Origin of the sequence: Streptomyces longisporus (assembly GCF_039532765.1) — a bacterium.
In the GTDB taxonomy this organism is placed as follows: domain Bacteria; phylum Actinomycetota; class Actinomycetes; order Streptomycetales; family Streptomycetaceae; genus Streptomyces; species Streptomyces longisporus.
Map to the genome: position 1 here is coordinate 171647 of NZ_BAAASG010000008.1, position 13849 is coordinate 185495.

The 13849-nt window shown below is 71.3% G+C and carries 13 protein-coding genes and 1 riboswitch; of the genes, 3 read left to right on the plus strand and 10 right to left on the minus strand.

The features are described 5' to 3' along the window. Positions 1-4: 4 nt before the first annotated feature. Together ABD355_RS17870 and ctaD are read right to left on the minus strand one after the other, a co-directional pair. A complete protein-coding gene (locus ABD355_RS17870) occupies positions 5-340 on the minus strand; it encodes a hypothetical protein (RefSeq protein WP_344401386.1) in 336 nt (111 codons plus the stop codon). After that, positions 337-1944 (minus strand): aa3-type cytochrome oxidase subunit I, encoded by a 1608-nt coding sequence (ctaD, locus tag ABD355_RS17875; protein WP_344401387.1) that lies wholly within the window; start codon positions 1942-1944, stop codon positions 337-339. Before ctaD ends, ABD355_RS17870 begins: the two co-directional genes overlap by 4 nt. Before the next feature lie 105 nt (positions 1945-2049). On the opposite strand from ctaD, the gene ABD355_RS17880 reads away from it, so the two are divergent. Together ABD355_RS17880 and ABD355_RS17885 are read left to right on the plus strand one after the other, a co-directional pair. Next, entirely contained in the window at positions 2050-2610 is a 561-nt protein-coding gene (locus ABD355_RS17880) for an RNA polymerase sigma factor (protein WP_344401388.1), read from the plus strand. Continuing rightward, positions 2603-3571, plus strand: a complete 969-nt coding sequence (locus ABD355_RS17885; RefSeq protein WP_344401389.1) for a CU044_5270 family protein — start codon at positions 2603-2605, stop codon at positions 3569-3571. The genes ABD355_RS17880 and ABD355_RS17885 overlap by 8 nt, the downstream gene beginning before the upstream one ends. Here the strand turns inward: ABD355_RS17885 and ABD355_RS17890 are convergent, their stop codons facing one another. Next, entirely contained in the window at positions 3572-4420 is an 849-nt protein-coding gene (locus ABD355_RS17890) for a bifunctional 5,10-methylenetetrahydrofolate dehydrogenase/5,10-methenyltetrahydrofolate cyclohydrolase (RefSeq protein ID WP_344401390.1), read from the minus strand. Between the two features lie 22 nt (positions 4421-4442). Beyond that, positions 4443-4526, minus strand: a riboswitch (ZMP/ZTP riboswitch). 244 nt (positions 4527-4770) lie between these two features. After that, positions 4771-5136 (minus strand): nuclear transport factor 2 family protein, encoded by a 366-nt coding sequence (locus ABD355_RS17895; RefSeq protein ID WP_344401391.1) that lies wholly within the window; start codon positions 5134-5136, stop codon positions 4771-4773. A gap of 172 nt (positions 5137-5308) precedes the next feature. Here ABD355_RS17895 and ABD355_RS17900 point away from each other — a divergent pair, with 172 nt between their 5' ends. Next, positions 5309-5602, plus strand: coding sequence for a hypothetical protein (locus ABD355_RS17900; protein WP_344401393.1), 294 nt, complete (start codon positions 5309-5311; stop codon positions 5600-5602). A gap of 84 nt (positions 5603-5686) precedes the next feature. Here ABD355_RS17900 and ABD355_RS17905 read toward each other — a convergent pair whose 3' ends face one another. The 6 genes from ABD355_RS17905 to ABD355_RS17930 all read right to left on the minus strand — a co-directional run bounded on the left by ABD355_RS17905 (position 5687) and on the right by ABD355_RS17930 (position 13841). Next, entirely contained in the window at positions 5687-6895 is a 1209-nt protein-coding gene (locus ABD355_RS17905; protein ID WP_344401394.1) for a type III PLP-dependent enzyme, read from the minus strand. Continuing rightward, a complete protein-coding gene (locus ABD355_RS17910; protein ID WP_344401395.1) occupies positions 6892-8664 on the minus strand; it encodes an IucA/IucC family protein in 1773 nt (590 codons plus the stop codon). Before ABD355_RS17910 ends, ABD355_RS17905 begins: the two co-directional genes overlap by 4 nt. Continuing rightward, the gene (locus ABD355_RS17915) at positions 8664-9866 is read right to left on the minus strand and encodes an MFS transporter (RefSeq protein WP_344401396.1); all 1203 of its coding nucleotides are present in this window, start codon (positions 9864-9866) and stop codon (positions 8664-8666) included. The genes ABD355_RS17910 and ABD355_RS17915 overlap by 1 nt, the downstream gene beginning before the upstream one ends. Next, positions 9863-11551 carry an IucA/IucC family protein gene (locus ABD355_RS17920; RefSeq protein ID WP_344401662.1) on the minus strand — a complete coding sequence of 563 codons (1689 nt, stop codon included), beginning with the start codon at positions 11549-11551 and terminating at the stop codon, positions 9863-9865. Before ABD355_RS17920 ends, ABD355_RS17915 begins: the two co-directional genes overlap by 4 nt. A gap of 11 nt (positions 11552-11562) precedes the next feature. Further along, positions 11563-12738, minus strand: coding sequence for an ATP-grasp domain-containing protein (locus ABD355_RS17925; RefSeq protein ID WP_344401397.1), 1176 nt, complete (start codon positions 12736-12738; stop codon positions 11563-11565). Between the two features lie 83 nt (positions 12739-12821). After that, complete coding sequence (locus ABD355_RS17930; RefSeq protein ID WP_344401398.1) at positions 12822-13841, minus strand: ABC transporter substrate-binding protein; 1020 nt, start codon at positions 13839-13841, stop codon at positions 12822-12824. Positions 13842-13849: the final 8 nt, after the last annotated feature.

Here is a 13849-nt window from a genome sequence, read left to right on the forward strand (position 1 = left end):
CCGCCTAGGCGAGCGGCAGCAGCAGGACGCCGACTGCCACGACCGCGGCGCACGCCAGCAGCCAGCCGGCCAGCAGGCGGCGCCGCAGGTCGCGGTAGGCGCCCTCGTACTCCTCCCGCAGTGCGTGGGCGCGTTCCGCGGTGTGCTGCCACGAGGTGCGGGCGACCGCGAGGTACTCCGCCTCGAACCGGCGCTCCACCTCCGCGCGCTGGGCCTGCGTCAGCCAGTCGAAGGGGGCGCTGAACCGTGCGGCGGCCGTACGGCCCTCCTCGCGGGCGGCGGCGATCAGCAGGTGCCCCTCGATCTCGTCGAAGAGCACCTGCGCGTCGTCACAGCTCATGGTGCGGTCAACTCCCTCTGCGGCGCCGGATCCTGAAGGTGGTGCAGGTCGAAGGCCGGGGATTCGCTGCGGATCCGGGGGAGGGAGGTGAAGTTGTGCCGCGGGGGCGGGCAGGAGGTCGCCCACTCCAGGGAGCGGCCGTAGCCCCACGGGTCGTCGACCTCCACCTTCTCGCCGTACTGCGCGGTCTTCCAGACGTTGTAGAAGAACGGCAGGAACGACATGCCGAGCAGGAACGAGAAGATCGTCGACACCGTGTTGAGCGTCGTCAGGCCCTCCACCGCCAGATAGTCGGGAATCCGCCGCTGCATTCCGTTCACCCCCAGCCAGTGCTGGACCAGGAAGGTGCCGTGGAAGCCGACGAACAGCGTCCAGAAGGTGATCTTCCCGAGGCGCTCGTCGAGCATCTTGCCGGTGAACTTGGGCCACCAGAAGTGGAATCCGGAGAACATCGCGAACACGACGGTGCCGAAGATGACGTAATGGAAATGGGCGACGACGAAGTACGTGTCGGAGGTCGGGAAGTCCAGCGGCGGCGAGGCGAGCATCACACCGGTCAGGCCGCCGAAGACGAACGTGATCAGAAAACCCGCCGCCCAGAGCATCGGGGTCTCGAAGGACAGGGACCCCTTCCACATCGTTCCGATCCAGTTGAAGAACTTCACGCCGGTCGGTACGGCGATGAGGAACGTCATGAAGGAGAAGAACGGGAGCAGCACACCGCCGGTGACGTACATGTGGTGGGCCCACACGGTCACGGACAGCCCCGCGATGGCGATGGTCGCGCCGATCAGGCCCATGTAGCCGAACATCGGCTTGCGGGAGAAGACCGGGATGACCTCGGAGATGATGCCGAAGAACGGCAGCGCGATGATGTACACCTCCGGATGGCCGAAGAACCAGAAGAGGTGTTGCCACAGCAACGCGCCGCCGTTGGCCGCGTCGAAGACATGCGCACCGAACTTGCGGTCCGCCTCCAGGGCGAACAGAGCCGCGGCCAACACCGGGAAGGCCAGGAGCACGAGAACGCCCGTCAGCAGCACGTTCCACGTGAAGATCGGCATGCGGAACATGGTCATGCCCGGCGCGCGCATGCAGATGATGGTGGTGATGAAGTTGACCGCACCGAGGATCGTGCCGAAGCCGGAGAAGGCCAGACCCATGATCCACAGGTCGGCGCCGACGCCCGGGCTGCGGACCGCGTCCGACAGCGGGGAGTAGGCGAACCAGCCGAAGTCGGCCGCACCCTGCGGGGTGAGGAAGCCGCCCACCGCGATGGTCGAGCCGAGGAGATAGAGCCAGTAGGCGAGCATGTTCAGCCGCGGGAACGCCACATCCGGGGCGCCGATCTGCAGTGGCATGATCCAGTTGGCGAAGCCCGCGAACAGCGGCGTCGCGAACATCAGCAGCATGATCGTGCCGTGCATCGTGAACGCCTGGTTGAACTGCTCGTTCGACATGATCTGCAGGCCCGGACGGGCCAGCTCGGCGCGCATCAGCAGCGCCATCACGCCGCCGATCAGGAAGAACGCGAACGACGTGACCAGATACAGCGTTCCGATCGTCTTGTGATCAGTGGTCGTCAGCCACTTGAGGTGCCTCATGCCCCGCCTGTGTCCGGTCCGGGCACGCCGGTCACACTCGGGTGACGCGACGAGAATCACGGAAACGGGTGTGACGATCCGGATGGTGCCGGACACGAACGGGACATGAGCAACGACGAGATCTTCGCCGCTGCCTATCGCGAGCACTACTGGGCGGTCAGCCGCTATGTCGCGCGGCGACTGGACGGGCGGACCAGCGAGGTGGAGGAAGTGGTGGCGGAGGTGTTCACGGTCGCCTGGCGACGCCGGGCCGACCTGCCGGGAGCCCCCCTGCCCTGGCTGTACGGCGTGGCCCGCAACTGCCTGGCGAACGCGGTACGCGGCTACGGGCGGCGCCGCCGCCTGGTCGACCGCCTGGGCAACGACGAGACCGCGCACGGCCGGCAGATCGCGGCGAGCCCCGACGCGGAGACCCCGGGCAGCTGGGTGCACGAGGCACTCGCCCGGCTGTCCGAGGCCGACCAGGAGGTGCTGCGCCTGACGGCATGGGAGGAACTGGGCATCGACGAGGTCGCCGTCGCCCTCGGCTGCGGAACGAGGGCCGCATCGATGCGGCTGCACCGCGCCCGACGCCGGCTGAGAGCCGAGATAGACCGCATGGGCCCCCTGCGCCCCAGCGCGACCTCCGCCGACGCGACCCCCTCGAAGGAACCCGGCCATGGCTGACGAACTCGAACTCCTGCGCCGCGCCAACCCGGTGCCGGTCGACGGCCCCCACTACGGCGACGGCCCCCTCGACCACCACGCCGAACGCCGGCTCAACCGGCTGCTGCACGAACGCCCCACGGGCCGCCGCACCCGGCTCGTGTGGAGCCTCGCCACCACCGCCGTGGTCGCCACGACCGCGTTGGCGCTGCTGCTCAGCGGCCCCGGCACCGCGCCCGCGGTCGCCGCTCCCCGCCCGCTGGTCGTCCAGGCCGACTCCACCCCCGTACCCCTGGAAGAACTCGCCGACCGCGCACAACGGCAGGCCGCGGCGGAGGATGCGCCGAAGCTGCGCAAGGGCACACATGTGCAGTCCTGGAGCCTCGGCATGAGCGACGACAAGCCCCCGATCACGCTCCCCGAGGAGCGCGTCGTGCGCTGGCAGGCCGACGGCAGCCACACCGAGCTCGTGGTGGCGACCGACCCCCGCCACCCCGGCCGGCCGGTCCTGCGCGACGACGGCGATCCGCACCTGGTGGAGGACGGCCATGTCATCAGTAGCCAGACCTTTCCGCCCAGCTGGAGCGACGCGCCGCCCGAGTCGCCCCCGCCGAACGACACGGCGCGGCTGCGGGCCTATCTCCAGGAGGCCTCGTACACCCGCACCAGGCTGACGACCCCCGAACTCCTCGACGCCGTAGGGGCGTTGCTCGACCACTGGACCCTCGGCGCCCGCGAGTCCGCGACGCTGGCCCGGCTTCTCGCGGGCACCGAGGGGCTGCGGCCGGTCGGCCAGGTCACGGACCGGCTCGGGCGGAGCGGCCAGGCGTACGAGTACGAGGGCGCCGGTTACCGGCGGATGCTGATCATGCAGCCGTCCACCGGTGCGGTCCTCGGCCTGGAGACCGTCTTCACCAGGGCGGAGCCGGAGTACGGCGTCAAGGCCGGCGACGTCATGGACTACAGCGCCTGGATGCCCTGATCACACCCCGAGCTGCCGGGCGGCGGCAGCGACGGTCTGCTCCAGCAGCGTGGCGATCGTCATCGGACCGACACCGCCCGGCACCGGAGTGATCAGCCCGGCCCGCTCCACGGCGGAGTCGAAGTCGACGTCGCCGACGTTGCCCGGGTTGTAGCCGGCGTCGATCACCACCGCGCCGGGCTTGATGTCCTCGCCCCGGATCAACCGCGGCCGCCCCACGGCGGCGACCACGAGGTCCGCCTCCCGTACGACCGAGGACAGGTCCCGGGTACGCGAGTGGCAGTACGTCACCGTGGCGTCGCGGGCGAGCAGCAGCATGCCGGCCGGCTTGCCGAGGATGGCGCTGCGGCCCACGACCACGGCCCGCTTCCCGGACGGGTCGACGCCGTACTCGTCGAGCAGCCGCATGATGCCGCCCGGCGTGCACGACACGAAGCCCGGCAGGCCGAAGCTCATCGTCGCGAAGGAGGCGAAGGTGACGCCGTCGACGTCCTTCTCGGGCGCGATCGCCTCGAACGCGGCCCGCTCGTCGATGTGCTCGCCCATCGGGTGCTGCAGCAGAATGCCGTGCACACCGGGGTCGTCCGACAGGGAGCGCAGGGCGCCGACGAGTTCCTCGGTGGTCGTGTCGGCGGGAAGTTCCACCTGGCGCGACTCGATACCGGCCTTGCGGCAGCGGTTCCGCTTCATCCGGACATAGGTGACGGACGCGGGGTCCTCGCCGACCAGGACCGTCGCCAGACAGGGCGCCGTTCCGGTCCGTTCGGTGAGGTCGGCCGCCCGCTCTGCGGTGTCCGCGACGATGCGCCGGGCAAGGGAGGTGCCGTCGATGAGCCGGGCCTGGGACATGATCCACTCCTGGGCTGGTGTGACGTAGCGCCCAGGCGCACGGCATCGACTCTGCGTGGCCGCTTCCCGGTGGTGCTCCACCTCAGCGCCAGTCACGGCCCGCCCTCAGACTAGCCGAGCCGCCACGACGGTCAGGAGCCGATTTCACCGGTGCAGCACGCGCCGCCTTCGCGCGGCGGGAAGCCGGCGGGACCGCCTCGCTCTCAGCACCGACCGCAGCAGGGCCATCGAGGCCAGTCGTTGTGCCATACGGGTCCGAGGCCGGGCCGGACGCCCTCGCCCCAGTGCCGCACGGGCCGAGAAGGTCCAGGTCAACCGAGAGGTGACCTGAACCCTCGCGGTTCTGCCTCCTACTCGTCCCATGCCTGGATCAGAACCTCTTCGGCGATCTTGCCGTCGCGCAGTGTGATCATCGACTCGGCCAGGACCCGCGTCCCGTCCGAGTACTGGCAGGACTGGCTGTAGGCGGCATGGTCGCCCTGAATGATGCACTGGTCCACTTTGTGTGTCATGTCACGGCTGTAGATGTCTTCGAACATCGCGCCGATCTCCTGACGACCGCGCAGAACCTTGGGCTGGCTGGGCTGCGTGTTGCGGTCCACGATGCGTATCTGCGCGTCGTCCGCGTAGAGCGACAGAAGATCCGCCGCAGTGTGTCCTTCGATCCCCTTGCGCAGGGTGTCCGCGCTGAAGCCGGGAGTTGCCGTGGTGCCCATGATGACCTCCTTCGAGGGCCGCGACCCGAGGAGCTGCGGGCCGCGAAGGACCTCTCCTTTGAGGCTCCTCCGCCGCGGCAGCCTCGGCAAGCGCAGCCGGAGCACTGCCCCTGATGGGTGAGTGGCGGGGCGCGGCCGTGACCGCCGCAGGCCCGGTGACGTTGTGGGAAGCATGATCTCAACACGACGTATCGTCGCCGCCGTTGGTCTCGCCGCAGGAATCACCGCCCTTGCCGCGCCGCTTGCCTGTGCGTCCGACGCGACCATCCAGAACAAGGACGCGAGCGAGCTCAACCCGATCTCCACGCTCGACTCGCTCGCCCAGAGCGGCATCCCGGCGGAGCGCAGGGCCGAGGTGCCGCGCCCCTCCGAGCAGCTGCAGCACCTGAACCGCCTCAACAACCTCGAGCAGCTGGACCGGGTGGCCCGCATGGGAGCCGCAAGCGGGTTCCCGGGGGCCCTGTAACACGCCGACGCCGCATCGAACGTCCGCGCACAGCGAAAGGGCCGCCCCTCTCCGGGCGGCCCTTTCGCTGTGCCGGTGACCTGATCACAGCCCGGCGGTTGAAGGGTGAAGGAAGTGGAAACCGGGCCGGGGGTGCATCAGGAAGTCGTGGTGGGAGATGTTCCACGCGTAGGCGCCCGCGAGCGAGAACACCACCCGGTCGCCCGCCCTGAGCCCCGGCGCGGGGACCCGGCGGGCCAGGACGTCCTTCGGTGTGCACAGCTGCCCCGCCACGGTGACCCGGTCGCCTTCGGCGGCCGACCGCGGCCACGGGTGCGGCCAGGCGTCCACCGTCAGCACGGAACAGGGCTGGTCATGCCCCTTCGTCGCCGGGGTCCGCAGATGATGGGTGCCGCCGCGGACCACCGCGAAGTCCTCGCCGTGGCTGCGCTTCACGTCCAGCACCTCGGTGGCGTACCAGCCGCAGTACGCCGTCAGCGCCCGCCCCGGCTCGATGCGCAGGGTCAGCCCGGGGTGCGCCTCGGTCAGACGGGCGAGCCCGCTGCCGTACGCGGTCCAGTCGAAGCGGCGCTCCGGATCGGTGTAGTCGACGGTCATCCCGCCGCCGACGTTCACCTCGGCGAGCGGAACACCGAGACCCGTCACCCAGGACACGATGGACTCGGCCACCGCCAGCTGCTCCGTCGCCTCCAGGCCGCTGGCCAGGTGCGCGTGAACACCCCGTAGTTCGAGGTGCGGATACATCCCGTCGGCGAGCGCCCGGACGACATCGACGGCCTGCGCCGGATCCAGGCCGAACGGGGTGGGACGGCCCCCCATCGCCAGTGAGCTGCCCGCCAGCGCCCCGTCCGCGACCGGAAGATTGACGCGGACCAGGACCGCCACCCGTCGCCCCGGCGCGCATGTCCGCGCCAGCTCGGCCAGCATGCGCAGCTCGTACTCGCTCTCCACATGGAAACGCTCGACGCCGAGCTCCAGCGCGGCCCGCACCTCGTCCGGCGTCTTGCCGGGACCGCCGAAGGCGAGCGGCCGCTCCGGCACCGCCTTGGCCACATGGGCGAGTTCACCGCCCGAGGAGACCTCGTAGCCGTCCACGTACGGGCCGAGCGCGCCGAGGATCTCCGGCTCCGGGTTGGCCTTGGCGGCGTAGTACACCTCGACCCGCTCCGGCAGTGCGGCCCGCACCGCGGCGGCATCGGCCCGCAGCGCCGCCAAGTCGTAGAGGTACGCGGGCAGTTCGGTGGCGGGCAGGGACAGGACGCGGTCGCGGACCGCGGGTGTCGGGTCGGTCATCGGGGGCTCCCGGTCGAGTCGCGCAGGATGTCCTCGGCGAGCGGGGACGGCAGCCGGACGTAGCCGGCGTCCCGGTCCGCCTTGCGCTCCCAGCGGGTCAGCAGATTGGCCTTGGCGGGCAGTGGCACCCCGGCGAGGAGGGCGGCGAGCCTCGGTGGGCAGCCGTGGCGGTCGGCGTACCTCTGCAGCGTGGCGCGCACCCGGGACCACAGGGCCGCCTCCGCCTGCGGATGCAGGTCGGCGAGGGCGGCGAGCAGCTCGGCGATGTGGTTGACGAGCAGGCAGTAGACGACCCGGTCCCAGCCGCGCTGGGCGTCGTACGTCATCGGGTCCGCGACGTCGGGTGGCAGTGCGGCCAGCGTCTCGGCGTGGTGTTCGGGGACGAGCTTGGTGCCCTCCAGGTCGCGGAAGATGACCTGGGCGGGCATGCCGTCGGCGCCGACGCACACCAGGACGTTCTGCAGGTGGGGTTCGAGGACCAGGCCGTGGTCGAAGTAGGCGGCCAGGACGGGCGGGACGAGCAGGTCGAGATACGTCGACCACCAGGCGAGGGTGGTGCGGACGTCCGCTGCGTCGAGGAGGCGGGAGATGTGGGCGGCGCCGGTCGGGTACTCGTCGGCGACGGCAGCGGCGAGGAGGGGGACGGTGCCGGGGGCGAGGCGGCGCGGCAGGCCCTCGCGGACGATGACGCCGAAGCCCTCGAACAGATCGCGGTCGGGGGTGCCGTCCGGGCCGGGCAGCGCCAGCGTGCGGTACGCCGGTTCCCGCAGCACGGCGTCGGCGGGGAAACGCGCGGCCAGGTCGGCGAGTGCCGGAGCCAGCAGACGGGTCAGGGCGACGGCGCCGGACAGCTCGTAACTGCTGTTCTTGCGCAGGCAGTTGGTGATGCGGACGTTCAGGCTGAACTTGAGGAAGGTCTCCCCGTCGTACAGGGTGCGCACCGAAGCGGTGGCCGCGAAAGGCTGCCCGCCCGGGCCCAGGTCGAGGATGTCACCGCGGTCGAAGGCGGCGCGCAGGGCCGGGTGGGCCTGGAGCGTCTCGTACTGCCACGGGTGGGCGGGTAGCAGCCGGAAGCCCTCGGGCACGTCCCTGCGGAGTCCGTCCAGCGGGGCGGCCGCCGACGGGTCCGCGGCCTCCTCCGCGATCAGGTGGGCGCGGACGGCGAGGTGCCGCAGCGGGAAGGAAGCGCCGACCTCGGGGGCGTACGCGGACCAGGCGTGCGGGTCGCCGGTGCGGGCCTTGGGCGTGGGGTGGAAGCGGTGCCCGAACAGCAGGGACTGCTCGGAGGCCAGATAGGCGGAGAGCCGGTCGTCCGGGAGGCGGGCCGGGCGTGTGGCGGCGAGTGCGGTGGTGATGGCGTCGTGGCTGGAGGCGATCTGCTCCAGGAACTCCTCGTTGCGCACACCGGTGCGCAACGACAGCTCGTCGTGCGTGTACTCGGCAAGGCGCCGCCAGCCCACCTCCGACCAGCCGTCCTCGCCCTGTTCGCTCACGGGGCCGGTGAAGCGGTGCGCGCCCAGCAGGGAGGTACGGCGCAGCGCGACCCGCAGCAGCACGCCGCGGCGGGGCAGCCGCAGCAGCAGCCGGCCGTCGGCGACGACCGACTGGTGCTCGGGGCCCGACACCTCGCGCAGCAGGCAGTTGAGGAGCGTGTGGGCCACGGCGTCGTCGGGGGAGGGGAGTTCGGCGGGCGCGGCGGCGGTGGCGGGCGGGCAGAGCGAGAGCGCGGTCCCCCCGGACGAGGTCTGGGGACGGATCAGCGAGGGCATCAGCGGCTCCTGCGGGTGCGGGGGGTCTGCGGGGGGAGGAGAGTGGCCAGTACGGTGACGGCGGCGGCCGTGCTGCCGATGAGCACGGGTGCGGCCGGGCCGAAGCGGGCGTTGCCCGCCGCCGCGGCCAGGCCGGCGGCGACCGCGCCGGCCTTGGAGAAGAACTCCAGCGAGCCGAACATCCCGCCCGGAGCACGGCCCTTGGCGCAGTCGGCGGCCAGCACCGACAGGCACACCAGGCCGAGGGTGAGGCCCGCGCCCAGCAGCAGCCGTACGGCGATCAGCGTGGGCAGGGAGCCGGCGATCCCGTGTCCGGCGAGCCCGAGCGCGATGCAGGCGAAGCCGAGCGCGATCCCGGTGCGGGGGCGGCTGTGGAAGGCGGAGTGCACGGCCAGCGCCGAGACGAGATAGCAGAGGTGGGGGAGGGCGAACAGCACGCCGGACAGGGTCGGCGAGGTGCCCGGGAGGCGGTCGTCGACGAGGGCGATCAGATAGGGGAAGGAGATGACCGTGGAGAAGACGAAGGCGAACTCCAGGGCGTACAGGGCCTTGAGCGACATCACCGGTGGCTCGTGCGCGGCAGTCGTCTCGGGGGCGTTCCTCGACTCCGATGCGGCAGGCTCCGGTTCGGGCAGTGCCGCCAGCAACAGGGCGGCCGCCAGCGGCAGTACGGCGAGCAGGGCGTACTGGCGGTGCGGTGACAGCCAGCCCGACAGCGAGCCGACCACGATCGGGGCCACGACCAGCGCGGCCCGCGCGCTGCCCTGCATCAAGGTGAGCGCCTTGGACAGGGCCGGGCCCTCCAGGGCGGCGCCCAGGTACCCGTTGGACGCGGCGAACGTGCCGCCCAGGATGCCCTGCAGCACCAGCGCCACCGTGAACGCGGCCAGGGAGTCCGCCCAGCCCGCCAGCAGGAAGGCCAGGGCGAGCCCCAACTGGGCGCGCAGCAGCAGCCGTTTACGGCCGAAGCGGTCGGCGAGCCGACCCCACAGCGGGGCCCCCAGCGCCCCGAACACGGTCGGGACGACGTACAGCACCCCCGCCCAGCGGGCGTGGCGGTCACCCAGCTCCGGGAGGATCTCGGTGAGATACGGCGGCAGCCCGAGCGCCGCGAAGGACGCCACGAAGTAGCAGCCCGCGACCGCGTGCACATGCCCGCGGGTGAACGCCGTACCCGGCATCCGCAGGGTCTCGGTGCTCATCCGGAACCCCCCTGGCCCAGCAGGTAGTTGGGGCCGCTCGTGTAGTGCTTGTTGACGTCCGCGGCGCCCGAGCGCTCCTTGCTGAGCAGCGTGCCGGCCGTGACCATGGCCTTGACCGGCAACCGCGGCGCATCGAGGACATGCGCCCGCAGGACGGCGCCCGCCTCACCGCCGAGCCGGTCGACGGCCTCCGTGAGTCGTTCGCGTACGAGCGCCAGCAGTGCGTCCCGGCGCTCGGCGAGCCCGAATGCGTAGGCTCCGGCACACAGATGGACCGTGATGGTGGCGAACACGTCGGCCACCGGCCCGTCCCCGGCGGTGAAGGTCCGCGGATCGTCGAAGCCCCACGGCCCGGGCAGCACGGCCGCCAGCCGGGTCGCGTTGATGCGGGGCCCGTCGTTGTCCTTGAACAGCAACCGCAAAGTGCCCGGTCCCAGCACCAGCGAGACGTTCTGCTGGTGCGACTCCAGCGCGATGCCGTAGCCGAACAGGGTGGTCTGCCAGTCGAACAGCAACGACAGACAGGCGTCCAGCAGGGCCAGGAGATCGCCGCCGTAGAAGCGGTCGGCGAGGTGGTCGAGGACCGGTCGGCCGCCGGGCGCCTCGGCGAGGAGCGCGGCGAGCGGAACGACGACGGAGTCTTCGAGACCGGCCGGGAAGCCGCGGCACAGGACCGCAAGCAGTTCGTGACCGGCGTGCGCGTACGTGGTCTCGTCGGCGTGCAGGATCGTGTCCCGGAAACGGGGCTCGCGGGCGATCACCGCCTCCACCAGCCGCTGCCCCGCCGCGCCGTCGACGAGTGTGCCGGGCTTGATGGAGCGCTTGTTGCGCAGGCCCAAGGTGGCCGTGGCCAGGGGGAGTTTGAGGTGCAGGGACGGATCCGCGGCCACCGCCACCGTGCGCATCGAGAGCGTCGGCACGACGTCGAGGTGAGGCTGCTCGGCGAGCAGTGCACGACCGGCGAGGCCGGTGGTCCGCAGCGCCTCGTCGAGCGGCGCGCCCACGGTCAAAGGGTGGACGGGCAGCGCCACATGCGTCTGCTCCGCCTCGGGCAGACCGAGCCGCGCCGGCGAGGGCCACGGCTCGGGAAGCGGGCCGGTCAGGGTCACCGCCTCACGCGGCACGGCGAGCCAGCGCAGGGCGAAACGGGGATGGAACTCCGGTGCGTACGAGCGCAGTTCCTCCTCGGACAGCCCGGAGCGGCCGCGCGCGGTCGGGTAGACGGGATGGTCGAGGCGGGCCGCCAGGGTGTCGTACGCCAGGCCCGTCCAGCGGGCCGGATCGTGCCCGTACCGGTCGATGAGCCGCCGGCCGACCTCGGCCCGGGTCCGCGCGTGCAGCCGCATCGTGTCCAGGGTCTGGCGGCACTCCTCGGCGAACGCGTCGAAGCCGTCGCGGTCCACTGGCTCGGCGAGCTCACGCAGGGCGCCGAGGACGGTCCCGTACGAGGTCAGCTCGGAGCCGTCCGACTCGCGCACGAGCAGCGGCAGCCGGGCCCGGTGCTCGCACTGGAAGCCGTCCTCGGTGACGGGCAGCAGCAGGGCGTCCTCGGTGGTGGGCAGCCGCAGCCAGTCACCGTCCGGGCGGTGCACGAGCGTGCTGCGGCTGCGCAGCCCCACCACGTCCTCCCGCAGCAGGGCGCTGAGCACGCGGGTGAGCAGCTCCGCCGCGCAGGTGTCCGTCATGGTCGGCGCGGTCACGGCTTGATCTCCCAGCGCTGTGCGGCCAGGAAGTCGGCCGACACCCGGTCCACCGTCGCCTGGTCGGTGCCGACGGCCCGCAGGACCCCGAGGTAGTCGCGGTTGGTGCGGTACAGCTCGTGCCGCTCGCCCACCGGTCGCAGCGGACGGTACGTCAGATGCACGCCGTCGATGATCAGTTCCTGCGCGACGGGGGCTTTGATCAGGGTTCCGGCGCGGTCGGCGCACGGGTAGTCCAGGCGTGCGGCGCCATCGCGGCGGGCTCCCAGGTCGGCGGGGAGCCGCTCGCCCAGATGGGCGCGGAGGATCAGCTCGAAGAGAGGTATGTCCAGCAGCCGGGCCAGCAGCAGATCGCACTGGTCGCCGATGGCACGGTAGTTGACCTCGATGATCCTGGCCCGGCCCGCGTGCACCACGAACTCCGTGTGGCAGGCGCCGAACCCGACGCCCAGCGCGTCCAGTTGGGCGAGAACCTGCCCGACGACCGGCTCGGGATGGGCCGGCACGAAGGTGAGGCGCTCCTCGATGAAGTACGGCGGGGGCGACAGCTCGGTGTGGAATCCGCCCAGCACATGGCGGACATGCCCGTCGCCGAGCGTCTCCAGGGTGTACAGCTCGCCGGGGAGGTACTCCTCGACGAGCAGGACGGCTCCGGGGCGGCGCTGGAGGATGTCCTTGGCGTGCGTGGTCAGTTGCTCGGCGTCGTCGACCAGGACGACGTCCTCGCTGGCCACGCCCTCACGGGGCTTGAGCACACACGGGTACGGGGCGTCGCTGGGCGCGACCGGCTCCGTGAGCTCGGCCGACCACACCGTGTCCACGCCGGCGGCGGCGAGCCGGCGCCGCATCTCCGCCTTGTCCTTGGTGGCGAGCGCGGCCCGCCAGTCCTTGGCGGGCAGGGCGAAGTAGGCGGCGGCGAGGGCGGCCTGGGCCTGGAGGTGGTCGCTGTTGGTGAAGACGGCATCGGGACGGTGGTGCGTCGAGATCCGGGTGATGACCGCCCGGTGGTCGCGGACGTCGCACTCCAGGACCTCGGTCTCCGGGTGGGCGCGACGGTGGGCCTCGGGCTGGTCGGTGAGGACGGTGACGTCCAGGCCCAGCCGGGCGGCGGCGGGCAGGAAACCCTCGGAGACGGAGTCGGTCGGATTGAGGGCAAGCAGATACAGGCGCATGGCTGAGGGACAACTTCCGCTGGCGGGTGAGGGGTCGGGGGCGGACCGCGGCGGTGCTGCGGCCCGCCCCGAAAGAGCGGGAGTTACTTCTTCGGGAGCTCTACACCGGTGGCCTTCGCCACGTCCTTCAGCATCTGCTCCGCGGCCTGCACGCCGATGCCGGACATCCACGTCTCGTCTGGGACGGTGAAGACCTTGCCGCCCTTTACGGCCTTGAGGGACTTCCAGACCGGGTTGGAGGTGACCTGCTTCTGCTGGGTCTTGTCGGGGGTGTCGGCGGTGGTCACGAAGATCAGGTCGGCGTCGGCCTGGTCGATTTCCTCCGGGCTGACGTCCTTCATGGTGACGGCCGGGTCGTTCGACACCTGGGACCTGGGCCGCTTGAAGCCGATGTCGTTCAGCACGACACCGCTGTAGGAGTTGGTCTGGTAGAGGCGGGTCGGACCGGCGATGAAGCGCACCACGGACGCCGTCGGCATCGTGCCGCCGTCCTTCTTCCTGATGGCCTCACCCAGCGCCTTGGCCTGCGTCTCGTACTCCTTGAGCTTCGCGGCGGCCTCCTTCTCCAGGCCGAGCGCCTCGGCGTGCACCTTGAGGTTCTGCTTCCAGACACCGCCGGTGGTCTCCGTGAAGACGGTCGGGGCGATGGCGCTGAGCTTGTCGTAGACCTTCTCGTGCCGGACCTTGGACGACAGGATCAGATCCGGCTTCAGGGAGGCGATCTTCTCCAGGTTGGGCTCCAGGAGCGGGCCGACGTCGGCGGTGCCGCTCAGCTCGCCCTTCAGATACGTCGGGAAGCCGCCCGCGCTCTTGAAGTGCGGGGCGACCGCGCCGACCGGGTCGATGCCGAGCAGGGTGACGTCGTCCAGCTCACCGGTGTCGAGCACCACGACCCGCTTCGGCTGCGAGGGGATCTTGACGTCGCCCATCACGGTCTTGAGGGTGCGCGGGAAGCCAGCCGATGCCGGGCCGGAGGCCTTCGCCGTGTCGACCGCGTCGGTCTTCTCGCTGCCGCAGGCGGCCAGTACGGCCGTACCGAGCAGGACGGACAGCAGCACGGCGATCAGCCGGCCGATTCCGCGCAGGGGAGAGCGCTTGAACATGGGGGGTG